We start from the raw sequence: 24,814 nt of genomic DNA, 5'->3' as shown, positions 1-24,814 counted from the left end.
GTTAGAAAAGGCGATGATAGGCAAGAACAATAAAAGCATCAGCTAGGTGCGCCAAACATAACAACACGAACAAGGATTGGGGAAGCCTCATGAAAAAACTTTTGCTCGTAACAGCGATCAGTAGCGCTCTTGCCCTCGTAGGCTGTGGCGGTGGTGACGAAGCGCCACCATCGGCAACGCAAGATTATCAAGTGAATGCGACACGCGTCGTATTTGATCCAAGTAATGGTGAAGTGCCGGTTCCATCGAATATTCTGCTTAGCGGCAGTGTCGATGGCACCCTTAATATTCCAGTAGCGGATCCATCAGATAATGCTGACCCGCAGGTCGCATTAAACGGTCTTGATGGCTGGGGTACACACTCAACTTTAACTTTTAGCTTCTCGTTGCCGGTCGATGAGAATGGCAACCAGATTGGCGTAACTGCCGCTTCACTTGAAGCTGCCGGCAGTGTGCGCGTATTCGAAACTATCATGGGTGGTTCGGCTGTAAGCCCTGACTGTGCGGCAGCGAGCCCAGCAGCGACCTGTGCGGTTGCCGGTGAACTCACCCATGGCGTTGACTTTATCGTCCGTGCCACTGGTCCAAATGGTGTTGCCGTGATTCCTTTGCGCCCATTAAAAGCGAAAACGGGTTACGTAGCGGTACTGACCAACAACATTCAAGATGAAATGGGCCGTGATGTGTTGCCGTCACAGACATACGGTTTGATGAAGCGCAATGCCGATACTAATCCAGTGTCCGGTGACGCGTCGGCGCTTGGCTTACAACGTCTTATCAATAGCCACGAAGCGGCATTGGTAGCCTACGGTCTTGATCGTGAAGATATTATCTACACTTCGAGCTTTACCACGCAATCAGTCAACGACGCATTCAATGCGATTAAAGCCCTGATGGCACAGCAGTTCTCGCAAGGAGCTGGCCCTGCATTGCTGGCACAACCAACAGGTATGACCGTTGGCGACGCGTTAGTCGCTGCGGGTCGTCTAGAAGCAAATCCACAAGACACTGCTTATTTAGCAGCTGCATCGGCGTCACTGTATCAAGGCCAGGTAACTTTGCCGTACTTCTCGCCAGTGCCAACCGCGGAAGACCCAACTGCACCATTGAATGGTCGTTGGCGTGCACAGTGTGACAGTCCGGCATCAATTTTGGGTGGCGTGCAAGCTGGTTTGATTCCAGCACAAGCGATCGATCCGCTCGGTTTAGAGGATCCGTCACGCTTGTTACCTCCATACAACTGTTACGACTTCCCGGGTGTGGATGAAGAGCGTCATGTAACCAAATTTAACCCAATCCCTGCAGTTGCTGACCAAGCCACAATTCCTGCTGTGGTGACAGTACCAAACGTGCAAATGGCAAACATGGTGCGTGCTGCGCAAGGTCTAGCCCCACTTGAAGAGCCTGCAAACGGTTGGCCAGTGGTGATCTTCCAACACGGCATTACCGGCGATAAGACCAACGCCTTTGGTATCGCAGGTTCGTTAGCTGTAGCTGGTTTCGCAACTGTTGCGATTGATCATCCGTTACACGGTGACCGTGGCTTCGGTGCTATTAATGCAACGACTGGTAGCGCAACCGCGTACATGAACTTAGGTAGCTTGTTGACCGCACGCGATAACCTGCGTCAGTCGATTTCTGACTTGCTGGGTTTACGCTTGAGCCTCAACGCGGCACAGGGTGCTAACTTGAATGGTCAAGACGTATTCTTTGTCGGTCACTCGCTAGGTGCGATCGCTGGTACGGGATTCACTGCGCTAGCAAATGAACCGATGAGCGGTCCTTTGGCTCCTGCATCAGCATTGTTCAGCGTTAACGCAAGTACCTTGATGGCGCCAGGCGCAAGTGTTGCAAACTTCTTGTTGGCATCGAATGCATTTGGTCCGGTTATCAAAGGTCAGTTGCTCTACGCAGCGAATGCTGATTTCGCAGCGGCAGTAAACGCTGCAGCACAGAACGCAGGTGTATCACCGACGTCGCCGCAGTTCCAAGGTTTGTTGGTGCAAGTTTACACCCAGTTCTGGGCGAGCCTAAGTGCGGCTGAACAAGCACAAATTAATGGCGTGTTCGAGCAGTTCGCATTTGCTGCACAGTCAGTGGTTGATTCGGCAGACCCAATCAACTTTGCTGCGCAAGCGGTCAATAACGAGAGCCCAATTCACCTTATCGAAGTGGTAGGTAATGGTGCTGATGTATTGCCTGACCAAGTGATTCCGAACGCAGTCGAAGGCAAACCGTTAGCAGGTACCGAGCCACTCATCAGCGCTTTGCAGTTACCTGCTATCACGCAGACCACTGCTAGCACCGACGGTACGCCGATTTCAGGTGCTGTGCGCTTTATCGCAGGTGACCATGGTTCTATCGTTGACCCAACTGCCTCAGCAGCGGCAACTATGGAAATGCAATTGCAAGCAGCGGGTTGGTTCACCACCGATGCCACAGCAATTCCAGTGACCAACACTGCAGTGATTCAGCAATAATCTGTATACTGTAAACAGATGAGTTTAAAAGGGCCGCTCGTCGGCCCTTTTTTATGCTTTCAGCAAAAGTGAGGGAACGATGACGTTTTTACTTGAGATTGCCGACTTTTTGATTAAAGCAGCGATTATTGTGATGGCCTTTGGTTTGATGGTTGCACTCATCGCCAATGCCGCGCAACGCCAGCGTAAACAGCAGGGCGAATTACAAGTCACCAATTTGAGCAAGCGCTTTCGTAATGCAGGGCGGGCGGTACGCGCAGAATTACTGAATAAAAAGCAACGTAAGCAAGCACAAAAGAAAGAAAAACAGGCAGCTAAGAAAGCTGATCCAAGTGGCGATCGCATTTTTGTCATTGAGTTCAAAGGCAGTGTGGATGCGCATGAAGTGGACCACCTGACCCGCGAAGTGAATGCGATTATTGGCGCAGCAGAAGTGGGCGATACGGTGTTGGTGCGTTTAGAGAGCCCCGGCGGGGTCGTGCACGGTTATGGGCTTGGTGCTGCACAGCTGCAACGCTTACGTGACGCGCAATTAAAGCTGATTGTCAGTGTTGATAAAGTCGCCGCGAGTGGTGGCTACATGATGGCGGCTGTGGCGGAACACATCATCGCGGCGCCTTACGCAATTATTGGCTCCATTGGTGTGATTGCACAGTTGCCCAATTTTCATCGCTTTTTGCAAAAGCACGATATTGATTTTGAACAAATTACCGCTGGCGAATATAAGCGCACGTTGAGTGTGTTCGGCGAAAACACCGATGAAGGGCGACACAAATTTAAAGAGGATTTGGAGCAGATCCATCAGCAATTTAAGCAGCATGTGGCGAACTATCGCCCGCAGTTGGCACTCGAAAAAGTAGCCACTGGAGAATATTGGACCGCACAGCAAGCGCTAGACCTGCAACTCGTCGATGAAATCATTACGGGTGATGCATGGCTGCAACAACGCGCCGAAGAACACACACTGTTGCTGGTACGGTACAGTGAAAAACGTCCACTCGGCGAACGGATCGGAAAAAACGTTACTGCCGTACTAGAGAGTATCAAGACATTTTTAAGTAAAGCCTAAGCAAGTAGAGCATAAGTGAAGGAATAGCGGAGTCAGCATGAGCGATGATGTGAACGAGTTTCGCCAACAGATGGCAGATGTAAAACCGTTAGCGCCAGACGACACGGTGGTATTGCCGAAGAAAACTCACAAAGGCAATGTCGAGGCGCGTCGCGCGGCTGCCGAAAAAGCTCTTGAAGACGATATCAATTATTTGTCGATGGAGTTTGTCGACCTGGTGGAGCCGGAAGAGAGTGTCGAATACCGTCGTGATGGTGTGCAACACGGTGTCTATAAGCGCTTGAAGCAGGGGCATTATGGTATCGAGGCCAGTCTCGATTTGCACCACCACACCCTGCGCCAAGCACGCCAGGCGCTCTTCGACTTTATTCAGCTGTGTCACCGGCGTGGCGTGCGTAGTGCGATTGTAGTGCACGGCATGGGCCGCCATTCAAAACCGCACCCAGCGCTATTAAAAAGTTATGTGGTGAAGTGGCTGAAGCAACTGGACCCAGTCATGGCATTTCACAGTGCGCAACGGCAACACGGCGGTGCCGGTTCGGTGTATGTGATGTTACGCAAGAACGCCGATCAAAAGTTGGAAAACCGTGAACGTCACCAAAAGCGCTGAGAGCCTGCGCAAGGAGCTATTATGAAGCATTCCATTCTCGCCACGGCATTGACTGCAATGCTGCTGTCTGGATGCGCTGAGGCCGTTCCAGAGCAAACCTTATCGGAGCGTGTCGCCAGCGATTTAGTCGAACGTGCCGACAAGCAACTGGGTGTGACTGTCAGTTACGACAGCTTCGAGCTGAATACCCTAACTGCTGAACTGAACGCGCGCGAACTAGGCGTAGCGACCCAAGTCGAACAACTCGATGCCGGTTTGAACCAATTGCTTTGGGCTGAACAAGTGCGTTTAGAAGGGGATTGGTTATCGCAGCAACAAGATAACTTGCAGCTCGCCAGCGCTGCAATTCGGAATGCGCAGCTGACCATTGCCTACTATGGTACCGGTCAATCGAACTTGCATACTGTGATTGAGCGTGTGCAGTCGCGTTTGCCAGTACAACGCGCCAAGCAAAATATTTTGTGGCAAGTCGATGAGGTGCTGCTTGAAGATGTAGTGGTGAACTTGTTTGACCGCGGGCGGCCGTTGCTAAGTGTGCGTTTAGCACGATTAGAATTGCCGCAGATCAAAGCTGGGCAGACTGCAGACGAATGGGTTACCAGTGTGTTGGGGCCGTTACTCAACGAGCTTATTCAACAGACGATGCGTGGCAACACGGATGCCGTTACGGTCGATATGCAGGGTTTGACGCAATTTGTGTGGCGGGAAATGGGGGCGTTTTAACGCCCCCAGCTTAAGCATTTACTGACTTTCTTTTTCGTGTATTTTCTCTTCGATTTGCTCACCTACATCGCGTGCTTCAATATCAGCGTTCTCATCGTTATAGATGGCGTAATCAAGTTCACCCTCACTCTTCGCCACGATGACACTAACCATTGCATCACCGGTGACATTCACCGCTGTGCGTGTCATATCGAGTAGGCGGTCAACACCGATAATCAAACCAATACCTTCGACGGGTAAACCGACTTGGCCGAGGACCATAGCAAGCATGATCAAGCCAACGCCTGGCACACCTGCGGTACCGATACTGGCAAGTGTGGCGGTGAGCACCACCATAGCGTAATCAGCAATGGATAAATCGACTAGGTACACTTGTGCGATAAATACCGTCGCGACGCCTTGCATGATGGCAGTGCCATCCATGTTAATAGTCGCGCCGAGAGGTACGGTGAATGAGCCAATTTTATTGCTCACCCCCAAACGCTTGGTGACGGTTTCAAGAGTTACCGGGATGGTGGCGTTACTGCTGGAAATGGTAAAGCCAAAAATTTGTACTTCACGCATTTTCTTCAAGAACATCCAAGGGCTTAAACCTGTCATGCCCTTGAGGATAAGTGAATAAGTCACCAGCCCATGCAAAATAAGGACAAAGAACACCAGCAAGAAATATTTGCCGAGACTGAAAATAGTCTCAAATTCGGTTTCGCTGAACAGTTTCGCCATGAGTGCAAATACACCGTAGGGAGCGAGGTTCATCAAAATTACGACTAACTTCATTATGACTTCGTTGAAGTCCTCAAAGAAGCCTTTCAAGCGGTCGCCAGACTTACCGATCAAGGCCATCGAAATACCGAACAACAGAGCAAATACGATGATTTGCAGCATGTTGCCGTCCGCCATCGCTGAGAACGGATTTTTCGGGAATAAATCGATAATCACTTGAGCCAATGATGGTGCCTGTGATGGTTCAAATGTGGCATCCGATTGCATGGCAACGCCGGCACCTGGTTGGATAACAACTGCCGCAAAAATCGCAAAGGTAATGGCGATGGCGGTCGTGACCATGTAAAGACTGACGGCTTTGCCGCCCAAACGACCTAATTTACTGGGGTCACTGATCGAGCAAGTACCGACAACCAGTGACACAAACACGAGAGGTACAACCAGCATTTGTAGCGAGCTGATAAAGATCTGACCCACAACATGGAATAGACCTTTGGTGAGATAGCCTTCGACCAAAACACTTTCAGGGAATAAAAGTTTTAGTAGAAAGCCAACGATGATCCCGGCGAACATGCCAATCACAATACGCGTTGTTAAGCTGAGCTTTTTGTTGTTGTCACGCATACGTTTTCCTGAAGTTATGAAACAAGAATAAGAATGAACCCGCAAAGACTACCATAAAAAAACGCCGACAGGGTCGGCGTTTTCGGTGAGCGGTTGCTTTCGTTACATGTACTGCGGACCAAAACCATTGGTCCATAGAATCGCACAGGTCACCATCAGTACGACCATCATAATGAGGCCGGCAGTGACCACCGAACTAGCGTAAATGAACCCACGTTCTTCGGGGATATGCATTAGAATCGGTACCCCGGAATAAAGCAAATAGACCGAGTAGGCAACACCAGCTAGGAACACACAGGTGACAAACCAGAGCTCAGGATAGAGCGCACTCACACCCGACATGATCACAGGCGTCGCAGTATAGGCCGCAAGTTCCATTGATTGAGTGAAAGTTGGTTGCGCGCCGAAGGTTTTCGCCATCCAATGGATGAGATAACCAAGCGCAAAAGATGCACCGAGAATACCGATATACATCGCCACTGCTAAAATCGTTGCACTCGATTGCGTTAAGAAGGTTTCTTCGCGTGCACCGATGCTCCAACCTAAATGAGCTGATGCGTAATATGCTGCCGCACAGGGGATCAAAGCGACAATAAGAATATGACTTAAGGCAAAGGTCATGCTCTCGTGACGCTCGTCGATGGTTTTCCATTCTTCCCGCGGGTGTGCGTACAGTCCCCAAATATGATTCAAGATCATAATGAACCTCTACTTCTCGTTGTTTTGTAAAATATTATTATTGTTTTTGCTACGTCGATTTTTTGTTCGACTTACATTCAATAATGGTCGGATTTTCGCCATAGTCAAGGCTTTTTCGGTGACAACTGAGGTTTTTCTTCCAACCTTGTCCTAAGTTAAAGGGATGCGTAAAATAGGCTTTTTACAAGCCACGCAAAATTTCCTATGCAGTCTGCTGAAGTCGATCGATTACTTACTCCCATCCGCAACTTCTTACTGTGCGAAACGCCTGCCGAATGGGTCGCTATGGCGTGCCAACCGGAGCAGTTGCCGGTGTTGTTGCGCGACCACATGGTCTGCGAGCTGAAAGCCGCACAGAGCGCAATGTTGCTGTTGCGTCGTTATGCAGTGGATGCCGCCAGTGGTGAAGCATTGTTACAATGGTTGGCGCCTTATGAAGACTACACCTACCGCTTACAAGGGGATTGGCGCGCGCTGGCGCAACCCACGAGTTTGCGCAAAACCATGATGGGGCGTGCCGATAAGCCTTACAGTCAAGATTTGATCGATAAAATGGTGATGCTAATTAAAGAAGAGCTGCATCACTTCTATCAGGTATTAGAGGTTGCTGATGAATTTGGCATTGCTTACGATAAAATCACTTCGAGTCGCTATGCGCGTGAGCTGCTGCGCGAGGTGCGTACCCATGAACCGGCGACTTTGGTCGACAAATTAATTTGTGGTGCTTTTATTGAAGCGCGCTCGTGTGAGCGTTTTGCCAAGTTGGCCCCACACTTGCCTGCGCGTTTAAGTCAGTTCTATGTCTCTTTGTTGCGCTCAGAAGCACGCCATTATCAAGATTATCTGAGTTTGGCTGAAGCTATTGCAGGGCAGGACATCAGTGCGCGAGTGGGGCAATTTGCGGAGCTTGAAGCAGAGTTGATTTTAGCTCCTGACAGCGACTTTAAATTTCACTCGGGACGGCCGCTGGCAACGGACGTTGCATTAGCTGCTGCTGTTCATGGGTAACCTTGAGCATACTGCCTTGCGTGTACCAGTCACCGAGCACGATGCGCGTGAGGGACTGACCACTTTGGTCACTTAATTGATGCACTGCAGGGCGATGGGTATGTCCGTGAATCATGCGTTGCACGCCATATTGCGCGAAATAATCCTGCACCGTTCGCGGATTGGCATCCATGATGCGCAGCTCTTGTTCGCTTAACGGTTTTTGGGTTTTGCTCGATTGCCGTAATTTTTTGGCAATCCGCATACGCCAACTGAGCGGTAAGGCCAGCAAGCCGTGCAGCAACCAGGGCTTGCGGATCCAGCGCCGCAAACGCTGATAGCTGTGGTCGTCAGTGCAGAGCAAATCACCATGCAGAATCAGTGTCGGTGTACCGTAGAGCTCTATCACTGTAGGGTCTGGTAGGATTTCAATACCGGTTTGCTTAGCAAAGCGCTCGCCAATGGCAAAATCGCGATTACCAGCAATAAAGTACGTCGGAATACCATGCTCGGTGTAACGCTTTAGCTCGGCTTGAATTTGCTGGGCAAAGCTACTGTTGTCGTCGTCGCCAATCCAAGCGTCAAACAAATCGCCGAGAATAAAGAGTTGGTCGGCGGCCCGGGCTTCATCGCGCAAAAAGTCGCAAAACAATTGCACAATGTCGGGCCGCGCTGGCGACAAATGTAAATCTGCGATAAACCATGTCGCCATAATGCTTAATTACTCGCTATCGATAGTGGCTTTTTCGATCACCACATCGTCTTTTGGTACGTCTTGATGGAAGCCTGCCTGAGTGGTGTAGACTTGCTCGATGTCGCTGACTACGTCCATACCTTCAATCACTTTGCCAAACACGCAGTAGCCCCAGCCGCCCATACTTTCGTTTTTGAAGTTCAAAAACTCGTTATCTGCGACGTTGATGAAAAACTGACAGGTTGCCGAGTGTGGATCTTGAGTACGCGCCATAGCGACCGTGCCTTTGAGGTTTTTCAGGCCGTTATCGGCTTCGTTCTCGATGGCATCGTGGGTAGGTGTTTTTTGTACCATCTCACCATTAAAACCGCCGCCTTGAATCATGAATCCTTTGATGACGCGATGAAATAACGTTTCATCGTAAAAACCTTCGCGCACATAGTTCAAAAAGTTTTCGACGGTTTTCGGCGCTTGTTCTGGAAAAAGTTCAAGGCGAATCTTGCCATGGTTGGTGTGCAACGTTACTTGCATAAGTCTGACTCCATCATAAAGGTTAACAATTCAATTAGCTGCGCACAGTTTAGCATTGTTTGTGACAAGGCGGCACCATGCGGTATCATTAGCTTCTAAATTTTGTAAAACGACCCACGTAACTGGAGCTTAATCTCGCATGTTGACCATTTATGATACTTTGCGTCGCAGTAAAGAAGCCTTTCAACCCATCACCCCCGGTGAGGTGAAGCTCTATGTCTGTGGCGTTACCATTTACGATTACTGTCATATTGGTCATGCGCGCACTTATGTCGCGTTCGATGTCGTGGTGCGCTATTTGCGGGCCAAAGGTTTTAAAGTGACTTATGTGCGCAATATTACCGACGTCGACGATAAAATTATTCGTCGCGCCAACGAAAATGGCGAGGCGATCGATGCGGTAACCGAACGTTATACCAAGGCCATGCACGATGATTTTGACGCCTTGAATTTGCTGCGCCCAGACATTGAGCCAACCGTAACTGGGCATATGGGCGATATCATCAGCATGATTGAAACCTTGATCGCGCGTGGGCATGCCTATGTTGCCGACGATGGTGATGTGTTGTTCGACGTCAGTAGCTTCGATAAATATGGTCAATTGAGCCGCCAGAATCTTGAACAATTGCAAGCCGGTGCGCGGGTTGACGTGGCGCAGAACAAAACCGACCCGCTCGATTTTGTGTTGTGGAAGCAAGCCAAAGCAGGTGAGCCTAGTTGGCCATCACCTTGGGGCGCAGGGCGGCCAGGTTGGCACATTGAATGCTCGGCTATGAACAAACGCCATTTAGGTGAAAATTTTGATATTCATGGCGGCGGTTCAGATTTGATCTTCCCGCACCATGAAAACGAAGTCGCGCAAAGTTGCTGCGCCAACGATCACGACTATGTGAACTATTGGATGCACAGCGGCATGGTGCAAGTTGACGCGGTGAAAATGTCGAAGTCTCTAGGCAACTTTTTCACCATTCGCGAAGTGCTTAAGCAATACGATGCTGAAACAGTGCGCTTCTTCCTGCTTTCGAGTCACTATCGTTCGCAGTTGAATTACTCAACCGAAAACCTAGAACAAGCGCGGGCAGGGCTGGAGCGCTTGTACACCGCACTGCGTGAGTGCCAGGCCGTCGACCTTGATGATAGCGTTGCAGCGCCTTACGTTGCACGCTTTAACCAAGCGATGGACGATGACTTTAACGTGCCCGAAGCTCTCCCGGTATTGTTTGATCTGGCACGCGAAATCAATCGCGCCGAGAGTGCTGCGACACGCAATGCGCTTGGTGCCGTACTCAAACATTTGGCCGGCATCCTTGGGCTGTTGCAACAAACGCCAGAAGCTTTTTTACAAGGTGGTGCTAGCAATGATGATCTGGATACCGCGAAAATTGAAGAGTTGATTGAAGCGCGCCGCACTGCGCGCGCGAACAAAGACTGGGCGGCGGCAGATGCCGCGCGCGACGCCTTAACAGCAATGGGGATAGAACTCGAAGATACCCCACAAGGAACACGCTGGCGTCGATTGTAAGCGTTCCACCTGAATTTCACTTAAACCAACGAGGATAGCTATGGCATTTCCAACAGTTGAAGTAGTAGAAAGTTACAGCACTGCGCATGAGGATTACGACGCAGTGATTTTGGTGGGTGATTTTGCACAACAGTTACCTGCAGAATTTGCGGATTATGTCGAACGTGCGCAACAGTTTGATCAGCGCGTCGGCAAGCACCCTTTGTTATTGACCGCTGATGTCTTTGGCGGACGTTTAATCACGGCGCCAACGGGGCCATTGACGCGCGATTACGATGACGTGCGCAGTATCGCCGATGCCGCCGGGGTGGGCGCCCGTATCGCCCAACAAGCTGGCGCTAAAATGCCATTATTGGTGGTGTTTGGTACTGCCGATGATGCACGTTACGGACAAGCTGAAGCCGTTGCTTATTGGGGCGCCTGCCAAGCACTCTACGAGCCATTAGAAGCACGGGAAGCGCTCGGTGAAGAAGAACTTGAAACTATTCGTAGTATCGGTGTGGTCGGTACGCTCGATAACGAATGGTTAACCGCAGTTGAATCTGGCAAGCGCGTGGCACGCGACTTATGTGGCACCGAGCCAGAGCGCATGGCACCGCCGAAGTTTGCCGAGTACTTGCAGCAAACCTTCGCCCACACGCCGGTGAAAGTTACCGTGATTGACGATATTCAGCAATTACAACACGAGTACCCGTTGTTGATGTCGGTAGCGCGGGCATCGCTCAAGGTCGAGCGGCATTGGCCCGTGGTGGTGCGCCTAGAGTACAACGCACCAGCGGCAGAACAAACCCTGATGTTTGCCGGTAAAGGCATTGTCTACGATACCGGCGGTGCCGATATGAAGACAGGCGGCCATATGGCAGGCATGAGCCGCGATAAAGGAGGCGCAGCAGGTGTAGCTGGCTTTATGAAGACGCTGGCAGAAATGCGTCCAGATACAGTCAGTGCGGTGGCCGAGCTAGGCCTCGTACGCAACAGCATTGGCAGTGATGCCTTTGTGGCTGACGAAATTATCACCGCCCACAGTGGTGTGCGCGTGCGGATCGGCAATACCGATGCCGAAGGTCGCTTACTGTTAGCTGATTTGCTCTCGCACTTGCGCGTGCAAGCAGGCAATTATCCGCGTCCGCAGTTGTTCAGTGTGGCGACGTTGACGGGACACGCAGCATTAGCCAAGGGCCCGTATACGGCGTTAGTGCCGAATGGTGCAGCAGTAGCGCAAGGTTTGCATGATAAACTCTGGCAAGCGGGTGAGGTGTACGGCGATCCAACTGAGGTGAGCTGGTCACGTCGCGAAGACTTTAGTTTCGTCGCACCGCGCACCAAATCAGACGACGTGTTATCGAGCAACAACGGGCCGTCCGCTACAACCCGTCGCGGGCATCAGTTCCCGATGGCATTTTTGGCGATAGCGTCTGGCCTGGATCAGCACGGCAACGATAGCGATCATCCGTTGCCCTATATGCATGTCGATATTGCTGGTAGCGGTGTTGAAAATGGTGATTGGCAGCACGGTAAGCCAACTGCTACGCCGGTTACCTGTTTTGCCGGTGCTTATTTACATAAATAAGCCCGAAAAAAAACGGAAACAGAGTCAAAAACGCCGGAATTATTCCGGCGTTTCTATTTTTAACATGTCGAGTTCAGCTTTAGTTTTATGATGCGGTTGTGGCGTACGTGTCGCTGGGTCGATATGCACGAAAACAATATCGTCAGCAACACAAATATTTTGTTTGGTTTGCTTGTTGCGCACCACACAGGTCACCGTAATCGACGTACGGCCAACTTTTTGTACACCGAGGCCAAACTCAACGACATCGCCTTGATACGCTGAGGTTTCGAAGCTAATGGCGCCGATGTGTTTGGTCACTAGGCTTTTGGCATCCAGCTGACAGGCGGCAAAAATATAAGATTCTTCATCGATCCATTCGAGGATCCGCCCACCGAACAATGAACCGGCAAAGTTTAGGTCGTTGGGCATGACCAAACGACGGGAAAGAAAGCGCATCACCTGAATATCTCCTTGGCGTGAAGTGAATGCGCTCAGTATATCTTATTGCAAGTGGCGCGCAAAAAAGTCTGCGATTAACTGATACCGATGGATCGAGGTTTCACGTCCGCGCAAACCATGCTGCTTGCCGGGGTAAGCCATTAACTCAAACGGCTTCATCGCTTGCTGCAGGGCATAGGATAACTTGGCGGTGTGGGTATAGAGCACGTTGTCATCGGCCATGCCGTGGTAGATCAACAGCGGCTGTTCCAGTTGTTCGGCATAGGTCAACACATCAGCCGCACGGTAGCCGTCAGCATTATCTTGCGGCGTACTCATGTAGCGTTCGGTGTAATGGGTGTCGTAGAGGCGCCAATCGGTGACCGGTGCACCGGCTACCGCTGCGGCAAACTGTTCCGGCGCGCGTAAAATTAAATGCAACGCCATGTAACCACCGTAGCTGTGCCCAAATACGCCAATCCGCTTGTCATCGACATACGGCAGCGACTGCAAGAATTCAGCGCCCAACACTTGGTCGGCGACTTCGGCTTGCGCGAGCTGGCGGTAGATAACGTTTTCAAAAGCCTTGCCGCGATTGCCGCTGCCCCGATTATCGAGTTTGAAAACGACATAGCCTTGTTGTGCCAAATACTGACTGAAATAGTCACCCCAACTATTGGTCACGCGCTGCGCACGCGGGCCGCCATAAACCATCACCACGGCCGGATAGGGCTGGTTATCGACCATATTGGCGGGTTTGTAGAGCTGATAATGCAAGGTTTGCTCGTCGGCGGCAGTTAGTTGACCAAATTCTGGATAAACCCAGTCGCGAAGATAGTTCGCCAGCGGGTGGCTGGCATCTATCACATTTTCATGTAGCCAGGTGATGCGCTCACCAGTTGGGCCGTGCAGACTCACCTGCGGCGGCTGGGTACTGCTGGAAAAGCTATCAAGGTAACTACGATAATTACTCGCAAAGGTAATTTCGTGCATGCCTGCGCGTTGGCTCAAGCGGGTCGGTTGACTTGGCGTGGTGGTGTTCAAACTGACACGATACAAATGTCGTTCGAGCGGGGTTTCCTTGCGCCCAGTAAAATACACGAAGCCGGTGGTGTCATCGACCGCGCTCACTGCATCGACTTGCCAATCACCACTGCTCAGTTGGCGGATCAGGCTGCCGTCAATACGGTAGAGGTACAAATGTTTGAACCCACTGCGCTCTGAGGCCCAAATGAAGTGCCGCGAGTCGTTCAAAAACACCAAGTCGTCATGCAGATTGAGCCACGTAGTGGCAGTTTCGCTCAACACGGCGGTCGCATCGGCTTGGTTACGTGGCTGTAGATACAGCGTCAACTGTTGCTGGTCACGAGTTTGCCATTGATAACTGAGCTGCGAACTGTTCGGGAGCCATTTCACCCGTGCGAGGTAGCCGGCTTGATGTCGATTTTCGAGTCCTAACCAGCGCGTCAGGGTTGAGTCGAGCTGATAAATGCCTAGATCCACTTTAGCATTTGCCGTGCCGGTAAATGGATAACGTTGCTCGACCAATTCGGTGCGATCAGCATAAACGTCGGTGCGTGCGCTGACTTCGACTAGGCTAGTATCGACTCGGGTGAGGGCGATACTTGATTCATCTGGGCTCCACCAATAACCCGTCATGCGTTTCATCTCTTCTTGCGCGACGAATTCGGCAACGGCATAGCTGGTGGTGGCAGTGCGTGCTGGGGTGACTTGCAGGCGTTTGTCATCAGCAAGTTGGATCAGCTGTAAGGCACCCTGCGCATCCAGATAACTGACGTAGTTTCCGCGTGGCGAAAAGCGTGCATCGCTCACGGCACTGTCAGCAGCTGTCAGTTCTTTAACCGCACCGTCACTGACCTTGACCAGAAACAGTTGTCCAGCAAGCGGAATCAGCAGCTGTTGACCGTCTGGTGACCAATGGTATTCAACGATGCCACCAGCGCGAATGCGCAGCCGTTCGCGGCGTGCTTGTTCGGTGGCAGACATGGCCGTTGGGTCTGCCACGAGTTGCGCGGCGGCTAGCAACTGTCGGTGCTGTTGCTGGCGAATGTCGTACACCCACAGATCATTGATGTTGGGCGTCTCGCTAGAGCCTTTGACGTAGCTCAGTAGGTTGCCATCGGGAGCAAATTGCAGTTGTTGTGGTGCTGGAGGCGTGAGCGCAGGTGCAGAAAAGATGCGTTCAATGGTGAGTTCTTGTTGGGCAAAGTTTTCGGCACTGGCAACCGCTTGCGCCGCACTCGGTGCAGTGATCATAAAACCCAAAATAAAACTCAGCGCGAACATTCGCATGCCTGTTTCCTTGTCGACGAGATGAAATCTTGTCTAAGTCTACCAAAGCAGAGCCAATGCTTGCGCTGAGTGCGATAAGTCGCGGCGACAATGCGCTAGAATTCGCCGCGAATACCAATACTAAAGTTACGACCCGCTAGCGGAGCTTGTTCTTTCAAGAAAGAGGTGTGCACGTAGCCCAGTTTGTCAGTCAAGTTGTCTGCTTTTACGTAAATGCTTAAGTTGTTCGCCGCAAACGTCTGCGGGAAGTAGTTAAACTGTGCGTTGAGCAAGCCAAAACTTGGTGTTTGTGTCTCGTTAATGGCCACCCGGTTTTGCTCGGCGTGCCAAATATAACCCACCCGTGCTTCCCAAGTGCCTTGATTATAGGTAACTTCGCTACCCAAGCGTTGCTGTGGAATACGCGGCAAGTTGCTGCGTGAATCTTCCGTGTAGGCGCGGGTATAGTCGCTAAATGCGGTCAGTTGCCACTCATTGGTAAGTTGCCATAAACCACTGATTTCGTAACCAAACAACAGCGCGTCAACTTGTTGGTAGTGCACAACAGGTAAGCCTTCGCTATGGTCATGCGCGTCTTCCTCGGCATGCTCTTCGTGCTCCTCTTCATGTCCATGGTCATGATCATGGTCTTGCATTAGGTCGACGCTATTGATCGCGGTGACGTTTTCAAACACAAAGTTATCGATTTGGCTCACGAACAGGGTGATGTCAAGGTGATTGTCGCCATACTCGATGTGCGTACCAAGGTCGAGCGTGTTTGATTTTTCGAGCGCTGGTGCACGATCCGTTGCTTCAATTGCGTAAGCATGGTCGCCTTCTTCGTGTAACTCATAGTTTAAGCCCAGCTCGTAGGTACGCGTCGCCAAATGCTGACCGTTAGCAAATAACTCATTGGCTGAAGGAGCGCGCTCGGCATGGCTCAGGTTGGCATTAAAACGCACCAGCGGATGCCACTGATAGCTCACCCCAAATGAGGCTGAAAACGGCTTGAACTCATAATCACTCGCGCCGATTTCGAGGCCGGGTGCGCTGATATCGACCAGCTCGTAGCGAATGCCGGTCTGCCAGTTGAGGGTCTCATCCCGCGTTTCGGCGAGCCAAAAGAAACCGTGACGCGTGGTATCGCTGGCTGGCGTATAGGCTTCCTCGCCAAAGGCCGCTTGCTGTTGGTCAAAACCGTGGTAACCAATGGCGCCGTACCAGTTGCCAGTCAGGTGATGATTCGCTGTGACGCGCAGTTCATGCTGCTCATTAGTGAAGGTTGTACCGGCTACGTCACCTTCAATTTCTTGGTGTTGATAATCGGTAAACGCATAGCGAATATCGAGTTTTTCGATGCCCGAGAAAGGCTGATCGAAGCCCGCATGGAGTTGTACGCGATCTTGCACAAGGTCAGCGTAGGGCAGCACTTCACCCTCGTGGTCGTCATGTTCATCGGCGTGTTCTTCTTCGTGCCCGTGCTCATCTTCATGTTCTTCTTCATGATGCGCGTGGCCAGGAATGCCATATTCTTGCTCGAGACGCGCGTAAGAAGCCCCAATAAAGCCGTTATCAAGAATATAGCTAACACCAACAGTACCGCCCATAGCGTCGACAAAAGAGTTCTCGACGCTGTCGACGGCTTCGCCTTCTTCATTGAGGAAGGTCGGGGTGCTGTAGTCGTCACTGCTGCGGGTGAAACCGTCAAAATGCCAGACCGTATTGCCGACGTCGCTGGTGATACCAAAAGTTGCATCACGCAAATCATCAACGGTTGCTAGGTTGCCACCAAAAAAGCCTCGCGTACCGCCGACAAAGTCTTGTGCAATGCGTTCGTCGACCACGTTGACGACACCGCCAATGGCACCGCTACCATAAAGTAGGGTGGCTGGACCGCGTAAAATCTCGATTTGTTCAGCGACAGAAGTTTCGGTGGTGACCGCATGGTCTGGACTGCCGCGCGATACGTCACCGGTATCGAGGCCATTTTGAGTAATTTTCACGCGTGGGCCATCGAGGCCGCGAATCACTGGACTTGAGGCCACACGAGCAAAGTGCGTCGCATTAATGCCGGGCTCTTGCGCTAAGGTCTCACCTAGGGTGTGTGCTTGCTTTTCGCGGAGTTCGTCGCCGCTAATCACTGAAATCGGTTGCGCTGAATTAAGCTCAGTGCGGGCCAGTGGCGATGCGGTGATGACGATTACCTCGGTGTTGTCATGCTCATGCTGCGCTTTGCTGGTTTCTTGAGTGTCTTGCGCAGCAACTGGCAAGGCCAAGACTTGAGCAACTAACAGGGCAACAGGACTGTACTTCAACATGTTAAGGTCCTCTAATGATGGTAGGTTTCGAAGCTGTGGTTCATCTTAGTGTAATTGATTGTAATGTTATACTATAACAATTCAAGTCTTTTTTAAGATTTGAAACAATCCATTACAAAGCCCTGCAACAAAAACTCGTTTCTCTTGGCGCATCTGGTTAGAATGCTGTTTTTACAAAAACAACGATGGGAAGAACTATGCGAATTCTAAGCCTTGTTGGCGCTACCGTATTGGCAGCAGGTCTCGCAGCCTGTGGTGGCGAGGCAACATCAGCAGCACCACAAGCGGTCTCGGCCGATGCGCAAACCTTGCGCGCTCACCTCGAATTTCTCGCCAGCGATGCACTTGAAGGGCGCGATACGGGCAGTCGTGGACACGAAATTGCCGCGCAATACATTGCCTCTGAATTTAAGAAGCTGGGACTTGAGCCTGCGGGCGACGATGACACCTACTATCAGCGTATTCGCTTTCGTCGCAGCAGCTTGGTCGAAGGTAGCGCGACCATGGTGGTGGATACCGGCGACAACCAAGTTGAACTTGAGTACGGTAAAGAATTCTTAACTGGGCCAAGTGCCTACGCTGAACAAACCGAAGTCACCGCACCTGTGGTATTTGTCGGCTACGGCTTGGTTTCAGAAGAGTTCGGTTTGAATGATTACGCGAATGTCGATGTCGATGGCAAAATTGTCATGATGGTCAGCGGTCGTCCGGCTGATTTGCCGAGCGAAGAGGGCGCGCACCTCAACAGCAGCAAAACAAAATTTGCAGCAGAGCGCGGCGCAGTAGGCATTATTAACTTGCACACGCCAATGCGTGAAGAAGTACGGCCGTTTAAAGTCAGTGCTATGTATCAACGCGCACCGAGCGTTACCTGGGTGAATGCCGATGGTGAACCGAATTTGGCGTATAAGAACTTAACAGGTAGTGCTTATGTCGATTTTGCCGCAGCAGAGCCGTTGTTTGTGAACGCTGCGATTAGCATGGATGAAGTTTTTGCCCAGTTGGAAAAAGGCGAGCAGCCGAAGCCATTCGAGTTAGGCGTATCGGTGACTCTAAAGCGGGCTTCTGAGCACGAAGAAATTACCAGCCCGAACGTAGCAGCAATTTTGCCTGGCAGTGACCCAGAACTGCGCGACGAGTATGTGCTGTATACCGCCCACTCCGATCACATCGGCATGACCCAAGACTTAAGCCAAGACGACCACATCAATAATGGCGCGATGGACAATGCCAGTGGTGTCAGCGTGTTACTTGAAACCGCACGGATGTTTGTCGAAGCCGATACGCAGCCAAAACGCTCGATTTTGTTCTTGTCAGTGACTGCCGAAGAACGTGGTCTGTTAGGTGCCGATTATTTCGCACACTACCCCACCGTGCCGTTGCAGCAAATTGTTGCGAACGTGAATCTTGATATGCCTGTGTTGCTGTATGATTTTGCCGACGTCATCGCGTTTGGTTCAACGCATTCAACACTTGGCGAGTCGGTTGCCGAAGCTGCTGGCCAGTATGGTATTGAGTTGAGTGAAGATCCAATGCCAGAACAAGCCATTTTCACCCGTTCAGACCACTATCCATTCGTGAAAAAAGGCGTACCGGCGGTATTCCTGATGACCGGCTTTACCGCCAAAGGTGAAGATGAGAATGGTGGTGAAATTTGGGGCCAGTTCTTTGCTGAGCACTACCATCGCCCAAGCGATCAACCCAGCTTACCAATCAATTACGAAGCCGGCGTTGTCTTTACCAACATCAACTACGAAATCGGCCAAACCATCGCCAACGATGCTGAGCGTCCACGCTGGTTGCCGGATTCATTCTTCGCAAACCTCGACTAACACACGTGCTTTGCGATCATTAAAAAAGCTGAGGCGGCAACGTCTCAGCTTTTTTTGTTTTGATTATTGATGACTTGATTACTTAGATCGGTGAGCCAGGAGGGAGTGCTGGAGCACCTTTGAGCGGCCAAGTGTGATCTTCGAATAACTTCGTCAAAGCCGCGAGAGCGAGTTGTTTGGCAGGACTGTCAGCCGCACTTTGCCAGTCTCGCTGCTGTTGCTGCATGAAGCTAAGTAAACGGGCCTGCAACGCTGGACTGTTATCTTGTAGGTAAACTTCAGCGACTGCGGTAAGCGCCTCAAATGCGATACGTTCTTGCAGACTAGTGGCGGCATTTTGTTGTGCCGGTGCAATCGCGCTTGTCGCGATGGTCGTCAGTACGTCAGTCACGCTTGGTACGTCGGCGTCGTGCTGAGCTTGCTGTAGTAAACGCTCCAAGCGTTGATTATTGAGTACCAGTTGCAAGCTAAAACGCGCTGCACTTGCAGCCATAGTTTCCGGATCTGGCACCAAGCCAGTCATCCCGCTAAAGTTTTCACGCGTGGCACTACTTCCGTAAGCAAAAGGCAGCAGCAATTCGCGGATTTCTGGCGACAGCGCTAAGGCATCTGCTTGCCAAGTTTGCGCGAGCAGCTGCAATGCGCGTTGTTGTTGCGCTGCATTCACAACACGCGCTTTCACGTCAGCATCACCCTTCATGGCGTAACGATAGTGTACGCCCGCTAACATTTTAACCGCGGCTTCAGTTTGATAACGATGGAGTAAATACACCGGAACCAACAGAGCCCGTAGATCGGAAAGCGGACGCTCGGACGCCAAATTGGCAACACCAAACTGCTCTAAAGCGGTACTGCGCACAGCGAGCACACGCTCCAGCTCGGCGACCGGGTCGCTGCCATTGTCCCACAAGTGTGCATCAGGGTGGGCGCCGCCTTGCGGTCGGGCGTCACTGTCAGAGATAAAAGCCAAACCAAGCCGTTGATTTTCGCGCAAAATATCGCTCAAAGAGTCGTCACCGTAACCATAGCGCACGACTTGCTTATCCCAAATACCGATGGCGTTCGTGTAAGCACCATTGAGCGACAATTCGCCGTCAGTGCCAATGGTCACGAGTGGGTGTGGGTAATCCATCACCGAGGCGCGATCGTCGGCGCTTGCGGCAAAATTGTGGGCGATGCCGAGTGTGTGGCCAACTTCATGGGCGGAAAGTTGGCGGATGCGTTGTAACGCCATCGCTTCGATAGTCTCGAGCAGCTCGGCTTGAGATTCGGCGCCAAGACGTTCGGCATAGGGTGCCAGCAAGCTTTGTGCGATCAGCATATCTTGACGCACGCGCAGGGAGCCAAGGGTCACGTGACCTTTTAATATTTCACCGGTGCGAGGGTCGATGACCGATGAACCGTACGACCAGCCGCGCGTTGCCCGGTGCACCCATTGAATCACGTTGTAGCGAATATCCATCGGATCGGCATCAGCTGGGAGTTCGCGAACTTCATAGCCGTCGGGATGTCCGGCTGCGGCAAAGGCCTCTTGCCACCAACGTGCGCCATCAAGTAGGGCACTGCGCACCGGCTCTGGAACGCCGGGGTCGAGGTAATAGGTAATGGTTTCACCCTTGGCTAAGCGGTGACGTGGAATCATTTTCACCGCCATATCAGTGCCTAGCGGTGCTGCGTAGTCACGATATTCTTCTGCCCAAAAACCACTTTGCGGATGAAACTCGCGCGGAGTGTAACCATCGTCTGGAAGACGAATAAAAGAATGATGCAGATGCAGCGTTAAATGATCCGCATCAGGTGCGACTTGGCGTACATAACGACCTGCTGCTTTGCCACTAAAAGTAACTTTTGCTTCGAGCTCGGTGTTGTCCGGAAACGCTTTGCTCCGTGCTGGATAAACCACACTGCGATCGCTGGCAACGTGATAGCTGCCTTGTTGTGTTTGTTGTAAACGCTGCACAACGCCGTGAGTGTCACTCAGCAGATAGGGCGTGTAATCGATCAGTACCGCTTGCGCATCCGCCGCGACAATGCTGAAACCCGCGATCACCGAATCGGCAAAGGCTTCGTCGATACTGGCACGTTCGGCTGCGTTATCAGAATCCGCCCGATAATAAGTATTGTGGTGTAAGAGTAAGGCTTTATCACCCTCAAGATAAAAGCTTGCTAAGCGTGTCGTGCCGAGTTGACCACGGTCTAAGCCGATATCATTTGAACCTAGCCCCCACGGCAAGCTCGTTTGGAAAATGAACTGTTGTTGTTCGCGTGGGATTTGCAGATAGATTTTGCCCGTGGCTTGATCGTGATAAAACGTCAAGAAACCTTGGTGCGGCTGCATCTGCGCAGTATACTCGGTGATTGACGGTTGCGCCCAAGCTTGGCTCACCAGTAGTGCCCAACCGATAATGACCAGCATGAATCGTTTCATGAGGGTGTCCTTTTATTAGTATGCGTAAAGAAAACGAGTCAGACATGCGTTATAGCAAACCTATCGCCGAAAGTAACCCATTCACGCTCGACCCGCGGCTAGCGCACGATACTTTGCGACTAGGTGCGCTAGATTTGTGTGAGGTACTGCTGTTTGATGATAGCCGTTACGACTGGGTGATACTGGTGCCGCGGGTTGCGGATTGCGTGGAATTCTTGGACCTCGACGCTCAACAACAAAAACAACTTGCCACAGAAGTTAAAAACATCAGCGGGCGCCTCAAACAACGACAGCCTTCAGCCAAGCTGAATATTGGCGCGCTTGGTAACGTCGTAAGCCAACTGCATGTTCACATTCTGCTGCGTCATCCTGATGATCCCGCATGGCCAGGTCCGGTATGGGGCCATTCACCTGCCCAGCGCCACAGCAATGACAGCGCAGCGCAGCGGCTAGCCGACTTCCGCGAGTTCTTGTTTTAGTTGCTCGACCCAGTGTTGGATGCGCGCTTCGCTGAGCTCGTATTGGCTGTCTTCGTCCAGCGCGAGGCCCACGAAAAATTCACCGTCGGCAGTGAGGGCTTTGGAGGCGGCGAAATCGTAGCCTTGGTTCGGCCAAAAACCGATGCGGATGCAACCGCTGGCGGCGATTTCGTCGTGTAACATTCCTAACGCGTCTTGAAACCAGTCGGTGTAGCCGACTTGGTCGCCCATACCAAATAGTGCGACAACTTTGCCGGTTAAATCGAGGTCTTTAATTTCGTCCCAATGACTTTCCCAGTCTTCTTGGATCTCACCGAAGTCCCAGGTTGATAAGCCGAATATCAAACGGTCGAACTGTTCGGCATGAGCCAACGGGGTATCTTTTATGTTGAACAATTCCACTTGGTCTGGCGCGAATTGCGCTTGAATTTTTTCGGCGGCAATTTCGGTGAAGCAGGTGGTTGAGCCGTAAAAGAGTCCGATTTTCTGGGTCATGAAAAAACCTTTGGCTGACGAGCAAAACAGGGCGCTAGTGTATCAGAATTTACGGCTTTTATGGTATCCTCTTGGCCATAACAGTCGTACGAGAGGTAGTAACGTGGCAACAGCGCAAATTGATCAACGTGAGTTCGATACTTACGTGCAAGAACTTGAGCAGGTTTTTGACCAAGCGGTCGTCGATGGCGACGACGATGAGTTGTTTGCAAGTGGTTACTTACGTGGACATTTTGATTTAGTGGTCGCGCAGTTAGAGTTGCAGGAACAACGCGCTGCGGCGGTGGTGTTACCCGCGGTACAGGCATCGCTCGATGCCAACAAGCACGAATTAGCACCGGCGGATCAGCAACATATCGCTGATCTTATGGCGAAGCTGGCGCGGGTTTAAGCCGCGCCGGTTGCAAGCGTTGCCACAACGCTGCCGGTAAAGGTAGGGGTTGGTGACTGATTACTGCAGCTAAACAAGCAGCAACGAGCGGGGCTGCGGTAAAACCTCGCGAGCCTAAGCCACCCATCACCCATAAATTCTCAGCAACCGCACCTGCTAGCGGTAGGTGATCCTTAGTGGTATTGCGAATGGCCGCGCGAGCGTTGGTGGCGCGCAGTTCTGCTGGCCACTGCGCCGGCGCTAAGTCTTGACACACATTGGCGAGATTCTCGCGGTCATCAGCGGCACGCAAAGTTAAATCCTCACTATCGCGCGCATAGGTCGCGCCAACACAATGGATGCCGTTATCTGCTGGGGTGAAATAGCCTTTGTAGCAGACGACGAGTGGACAGTCAGCGCTGGTATTGGTGGTCGGACAAAGCGAAACTTGGCCGCGCACGTTTTGCAATTGTATCGCGAAGGGTGCAAGCAAGTGCTTGAGTCCGGCGCCGCACGCTAGTATGACGCGTTGTCGACGCAACTGATGGCCATCGGCGAAGTTGAGTACCCACCCCTCGTGACTCGGTTTGATCTGCTCAAGCGGTCCGTGCGATAGGCGACTTAAGGCTGTGGTGCTGCCGACTAAGTGCTCTACAACGGCAGCAGGGCGCAACCAGCCTCCAGCTGGGTAATACAAACTTGGATGCGCGGGTAGAGCTGACCACAATTGTTGCGTCGCATCAGCCGATTGCCATTGCACGGTTTGACTGGCGTACTGCGGCGTATTGGCACCGGTTGCGACGATTTTACGATAACGTTCTTCGCGGCTGGCATTAAAGGCAAGTTGCACGACGCCGGTAGGAAACCAATGCTGCGGTGCTTGGTGTTGGTAGAATTGTGTGGCGTAGCCAAAGGCTTGAGTAAAAAACGCCGCGAGTGGGCTGCGCTCAGCATGTAATAGCGGATACACCGCACCCTGCGAATTACCCGATGCGCCGTCAGCCAAGCTGTCGGCAATCAGTTCAACCGTGTAGCCTTGTTGCGCTAAGTGCCAGACCAAACAGGCAGCAGCAATACCACCACCGACAACCGTTATCATTTCTGTTGCACGCTCGCTTGCCTCGGTTCGTGCTGAAGTGGTGCGCGCTGGTCGTATACCTCGCAGCATCTCACGCTTGCGTCCGAAGCCTTTGGCTTTAGTCACTTGAAACCCTGCTGCTTGTAGCCCGCGCCGCACGGAGCCGGCCGCGGTAAAGGTCGCAAAAGTGGCATGCTCACGGGCGCTGTGGGCCATAGCGTCATATAACGTCTGGGTCCACATATCGGGGTTTTTGTCAGGGGCAAAGCCATCGAGAAACCACGCGTCAACCGTTGCTTCGGCATGCGGTAGCCAATCGTTGAGGCTGGTTTGAATGTCACCCACCCAAACATCGAGCAAAATCCGGCCATTAGCCAAGTGCCGACGATGACAACCGGGCTCTGCGGGGGGATAGGCGGCAATTAGCTCCTCGGCAAGTGGTGCTAAGTTCGGAAACGCCGCTAAGGCACGCCGTAAATCATCGCGTTGCAACGGAAACTTCTCGAAGGAAATAAAATGCAGTTGAGCTGATTCGGGCGCCTGCTCAAGCAACAGTTGCCAAGTCGCCAGCAGGTTGAGGCCAGTGCCAAATCCGCTTTCGGCGATGACGAAGCGCCGTTGCGAGTGGGTTTGCCAACGCGTGGGGAGATCATTATGCTGCAAAAAGACGTAATGGCTTTCGGCTAAACCGTTTTCGTTGCTAAAATAGATGTCATCGTAGGCATTGGCGACAGGCAAGCCAAATTCATTAAAACTCAGATGAGCGTGAGAAACGTCAGCCACAGAACAATCTCTTTAAGTGCGTTGAAAGTCCGCAATAGTGTAACAATAAATAAGTAAAGTTGCGGAAAGCAGACCACTTTTTTGTTC

20 protein-coding genes are annotated in these 24,814 nt (G+C 51.7%); 10 read left to right on the top strand and 10 right to left on the bottom strand.

The features are described 5' to 3' along the window. Positions 1 to 89 precede the first annotated feature (89 nt). The 4 genes from ACJ8W9_RS05435 to ACJ8W9_RS05420 all read left to right on the top strand — a co-directional run bounded on the left by ACJ8W9_RS05435 (position 90) and on the right by ACJ8W9_RS05420 (position 4,882). A complete protein-coding gene (locus ACJ8W9_RS05435; protein WP_411360592.1) occupies positions 90 to 2,480 on the top strand; it encodes a VolA/Pla-1 family phospholipase in 2,391 nt (796 codons plus the stop codon). Positions 2,481 to 2,559: 79 nt separating this feature from the next. Continuing rightward, positions 2,560 to 3,549, top strand: coding sequence for a protease SohB (gene sohB / locus ACJ8W9_RS05430; protein WP_411360591.1), 990 nt, complete (start codon positions 2,560 to 2,562; stop codon positions 3,547 to 3,549). A 37-nt stretch (positions 3,550 to 3,586) separates the two neighbouring features. Beyond that, the gene (smrA, locus tag ACJ8W9_RS05425) at positions 3,587 to 4,159 is read left to right on the top strand and encodes a DNA endonuclease SmrA (RefSeq protein ID WP_411358856.1); all 573 of its coding nucleotides are present in this window, start codon (positions 3,587 to 3,589) and stop codon (positions 4,157 to 4,159) included. Positions 4,160 to 4,180: 21 nt separating this feature from the next. Continuing rightward, the gene (locus tag ACJ8W9_RS05420; RefSeq protein WP_411360590.1) at positions 4,181 to 4,882 is read left to right on the top strand and encodes a hypothetical protein; all 702 of its coding nucleotides are present in this window, start codon (positions 4,181 to 4,183) and stop codon (positions 4,880 to 4,882) included. Positions 4,883 to 4,900: 18 nt separating this feature from the next. Here ACJ8W9_RS05420 and ACJ8W9_RS05415 read toward each other — a convergent pair whose 3' ends face one another. After that, positions 4,901 to 6,229 carry a dicarboxylate/amino acid:cation symporter gene (locus tag ACJ8W9_RS05415; RefSeq protein WP_411358854.1) on the bottom strand — a complete coding sequence of 443 codons (1,329 nt, stop codon included), beginning with the start codon at positions 6,227 to 6,229 and terminating at the stop codon, positions 4,901 to 4,903. A gap of 102 nt (positions 6,230 to 6,331) precedes the next feature. Continuing rightward, positions 6,332 to 6,928, bottom strand: coding sequence for a Yip1 family protein (locus ACJ8W9_RS05410; RefSeq protein ID WP_411358853.1), 597 nt, complete (start codon positions 6,926 to 6,928; stop codon positions 6,332 to 6,334). Positions 6,929 to 7,132: 204 nt separating this feature from the next. On the opposite strand from ACJ8W9_RS05410, the gene miaE reads away from it, so the two are divergent. After that, complete coding sequence (gene miaE, locus ACJ8W9_RS05405; RefSeq protein ID WP_411358852.1) at positions 7,133 to 7,936, top strand: tRNA isopentenyl-2-thiomethyl-A-37 hydroxylase MiaE; 804 nt, start codon at positions 7,133 to 7,135, stop codon at positions 7,934 to 7,936. Here the strand turns inward: miaE and lpxH are convergent. Together lpxH and ACJ8W9_RS05395 are read right to left on the bottom strand one after the other, a co-directional pair. After that, on the bottom strand, positions 7,872 to 8,627 hold the full coding sequence (gene lpxH, locus ACJ8W9_RS05400) for a UDP-2,3-diacylglucosamine diphosphatase (protein WP_411358851.1): 756 nt from the start codon (positions 8,625 to 8,627) through the stop codon (positions 7,872 to 7,874). The genes miaE and lpxH overlap by 65 nt on opposite strands. Before the next feature lie 9 nt (positions 8,628 to 8,636). Then, positions 8,637 to 9,140, bottom strand: a complete 504-nt coding sequence (locus ACJ8W9_RS05395; RefSeq protein ID WP_411358850.1) for a peptidylprolyl isomerase — start codon at positions 9,138 to 9,140, stop codon at positions 8,637 to 8,639. Between the two features lie 139 nt (positions 9,141 to 9,279). Between ACJ8W9_RS05395 and cysS the strand changes: the two genes are divergently transcribed. Beyond that, positions 9,280 to 10,662 carry a cysteine--tRNA ligase gene (gene cysS, locus ACJ8W9_RS05390; protein WP_411358849.1) on the top strand — a complete coding sequence of 461 codons (1,383 nt, stop codon included), beginning with the start codon at positions 9,280 to 9,282 and terminating at the stop codon, positions 10,660 to 10,662. 40 nt (positions 10,663 to 10,702) lie between these two features. Beyond that, complete coding sequence (locus ACJ8W9_RS05385; RefSeq protein WP_411360589.1) at positions 10,703 to 12,232, top strand: leucyl aminopeptidase family protein; 1,530 nt, start codon at positions 10,703 to 10,705, stop codon at positions 12,230 to 12,232. A 39-nt stretch (positions 12,233 to 12,271) separates the two neighbouring features. Here the strand turns inward: ACJ8W9_RS05385 and ACJ8W9_RS05380 are convergent, their stop codons facing one another. The 3 genes from ACJ8W9_RS05380 to ACJ8W9_RS05370 form a co-directional block, all read right to left on the bottom strand. Further along, complete coding sequence (locus tag ACJ8W9_RS05380; protein ID WP_034733180.1) at positions 12,272 to 12,670, bottom strand: acyl-CoA thioesterase; 399 nt, start codon at positions 12,668 to 12,670, stop codon at positions 12,272 to 12,274. Positions 12,671 to 12,715: 45 nt separating this feature from the next. Further along, positions 12,716 to 14,965, bottom strand: a complete 2,250-nt coding sequence (locus tag ACJ8W9_RS05375) for an alpha/beta fold hydrolase (RefSeq protein WP_411360588.1) — start codon at positions 14,963 to 14,965, stop codon at positions 12,716 to 12,718. A gap of 95 nt (positions 14,966 to 15,060) precedes the next feature. Further along, on the bottom strand, positions 15,061 to 17,262 hold the full coding sequence (locus tag ACJ8W9_RS05370) for a TonB-dependent receptor (protein ID WP_411360587.1): 2,202 nt from the start codon (positions 17,260 to 17,262) through the stop codon (positions 15,061 to 15,063). A 197-nt stretch (positions 17,263 to 17,459) separates the two neighbouring features. Here ACJ8W9_RS05370 and ACJ8W9_RS05365 point away from each other — a divergent pair, with 197 nt between their 5' ends. After that, positions 17,460 to 19,094 (top strand): M28 family metallopeptidase, encoded by a 1,635-nt coding sequence (locus tag ACJ8W9_RS05365; RefSeq protein ID WP_411358845.1) that lies wholly within the window; start codon positions 17,460 to 17,462, stop codon positions 19,092 to 19,094. 82 nt (positions 19,095 to 19,176) lie between these two features. Here the strand turns inward: ACJ8W9_RS05365 and ACJ8W9_RS05360 are convergent, their stop codons facing one another. Further along, the gene (locus ACJ8W9_RS05360) at positions 19,177 to 21,522 is read right to left on the bottom strand and encodes a zinc-dependent metalloprotease (RefSeq protein WP_411360586.1); all 2,346 of its coding nucleotides are present in this window, start codon (positions 21,520 to 21,522) and stop codon (positions 19,177 to 19,179) included. Between the two features lie 44 nt (positions 21,523 to 21,566). Here ACJ8W9_RS05360 and ACJ8W9_RS05355 point away from each other — a divergent pair, with 44 nt between their 5' ends. Then, positions 21,567 to 22,001 (top strand): HIT domain-containing protein, encoded by a 435-nt coding sequence (locus ACJ8W9_RS05355; protein WP_411360585.1) that lies wholly within the window; start codon positions 21,567 to 21,569, stop codon positions 21,999 to 22,001. Here ACJ8W9_RS05355 and fldB read toward each other — a convergent pair. Then, entirely contained in the window at positions 21,972 to 22,496 is a 525-nt protein-coding gene (fldB, locus tag ACJ8W9_RS05350; protein WP_034732718.1) for a flavodoxin FldB, read from the bottom strand. The genes ACJ8W9_RS05355 and fldB overlap by 30 nt on opposite strands. 103 nt (positions 22,497 to 22,599) lie before the next feature. Here fldB and ACJ8W9_RS05345 point away from each other — a divergent pair, with 103 nt between their 5' ends. Next, positions 22,600 to 22,887, top strand: a complete 288-nt coding sequence (locus ACJ8W9_RS05345) for a YfcL family protein (protein WP_411360584.1) — start codon at positions 22,600 to 22,602, stop codon at positions 22,885 to 22,887. On the opposite strand, the gene mnmC is transcribed toward ACJ8W9_RS05345, so the two are convergent. After that, positions 22,862 to 24,727 (bottom strand): bifunctional tRNA (5-methylaminomethyl-2-thiouridine)(34)-methyltransferase MnmD/FAD-dependent 5-carboxymethylaminomethyl-2-thiouridine(34) oxidoreductase MnmC, encoded by a 1,866-nt coding sequence (gene mnmC / locus ACJ8W9_RS05340; RefSeq protein WP_411360583.1) that lies wholly within the window; start codon positions 24,725 to 24,727, stop codon positions 22,862 to 22,864. The genes ACJ8W9_RS05345 and mnmC overlap by 26 nt on opposite strands. Between the last annotated feature and the right edge of the window lie 87 nt (positions 24,728 to 24,814).

It is taken from the genome of Pseudidiomarina salilacus (genome assembly GCF_047323925.1).
Lineage (GTDB): Bacteria > Pseudomonadota > Gammaproteobacteria > Enterobacterales > Alteromonadaceae > Pseudidiomarina > Pseudidiomarina salilacus.
Note: the sequence above shows the minus strand (reverse complement) of the source record. Positions and strands in the feature narration are given on the sequence as shown.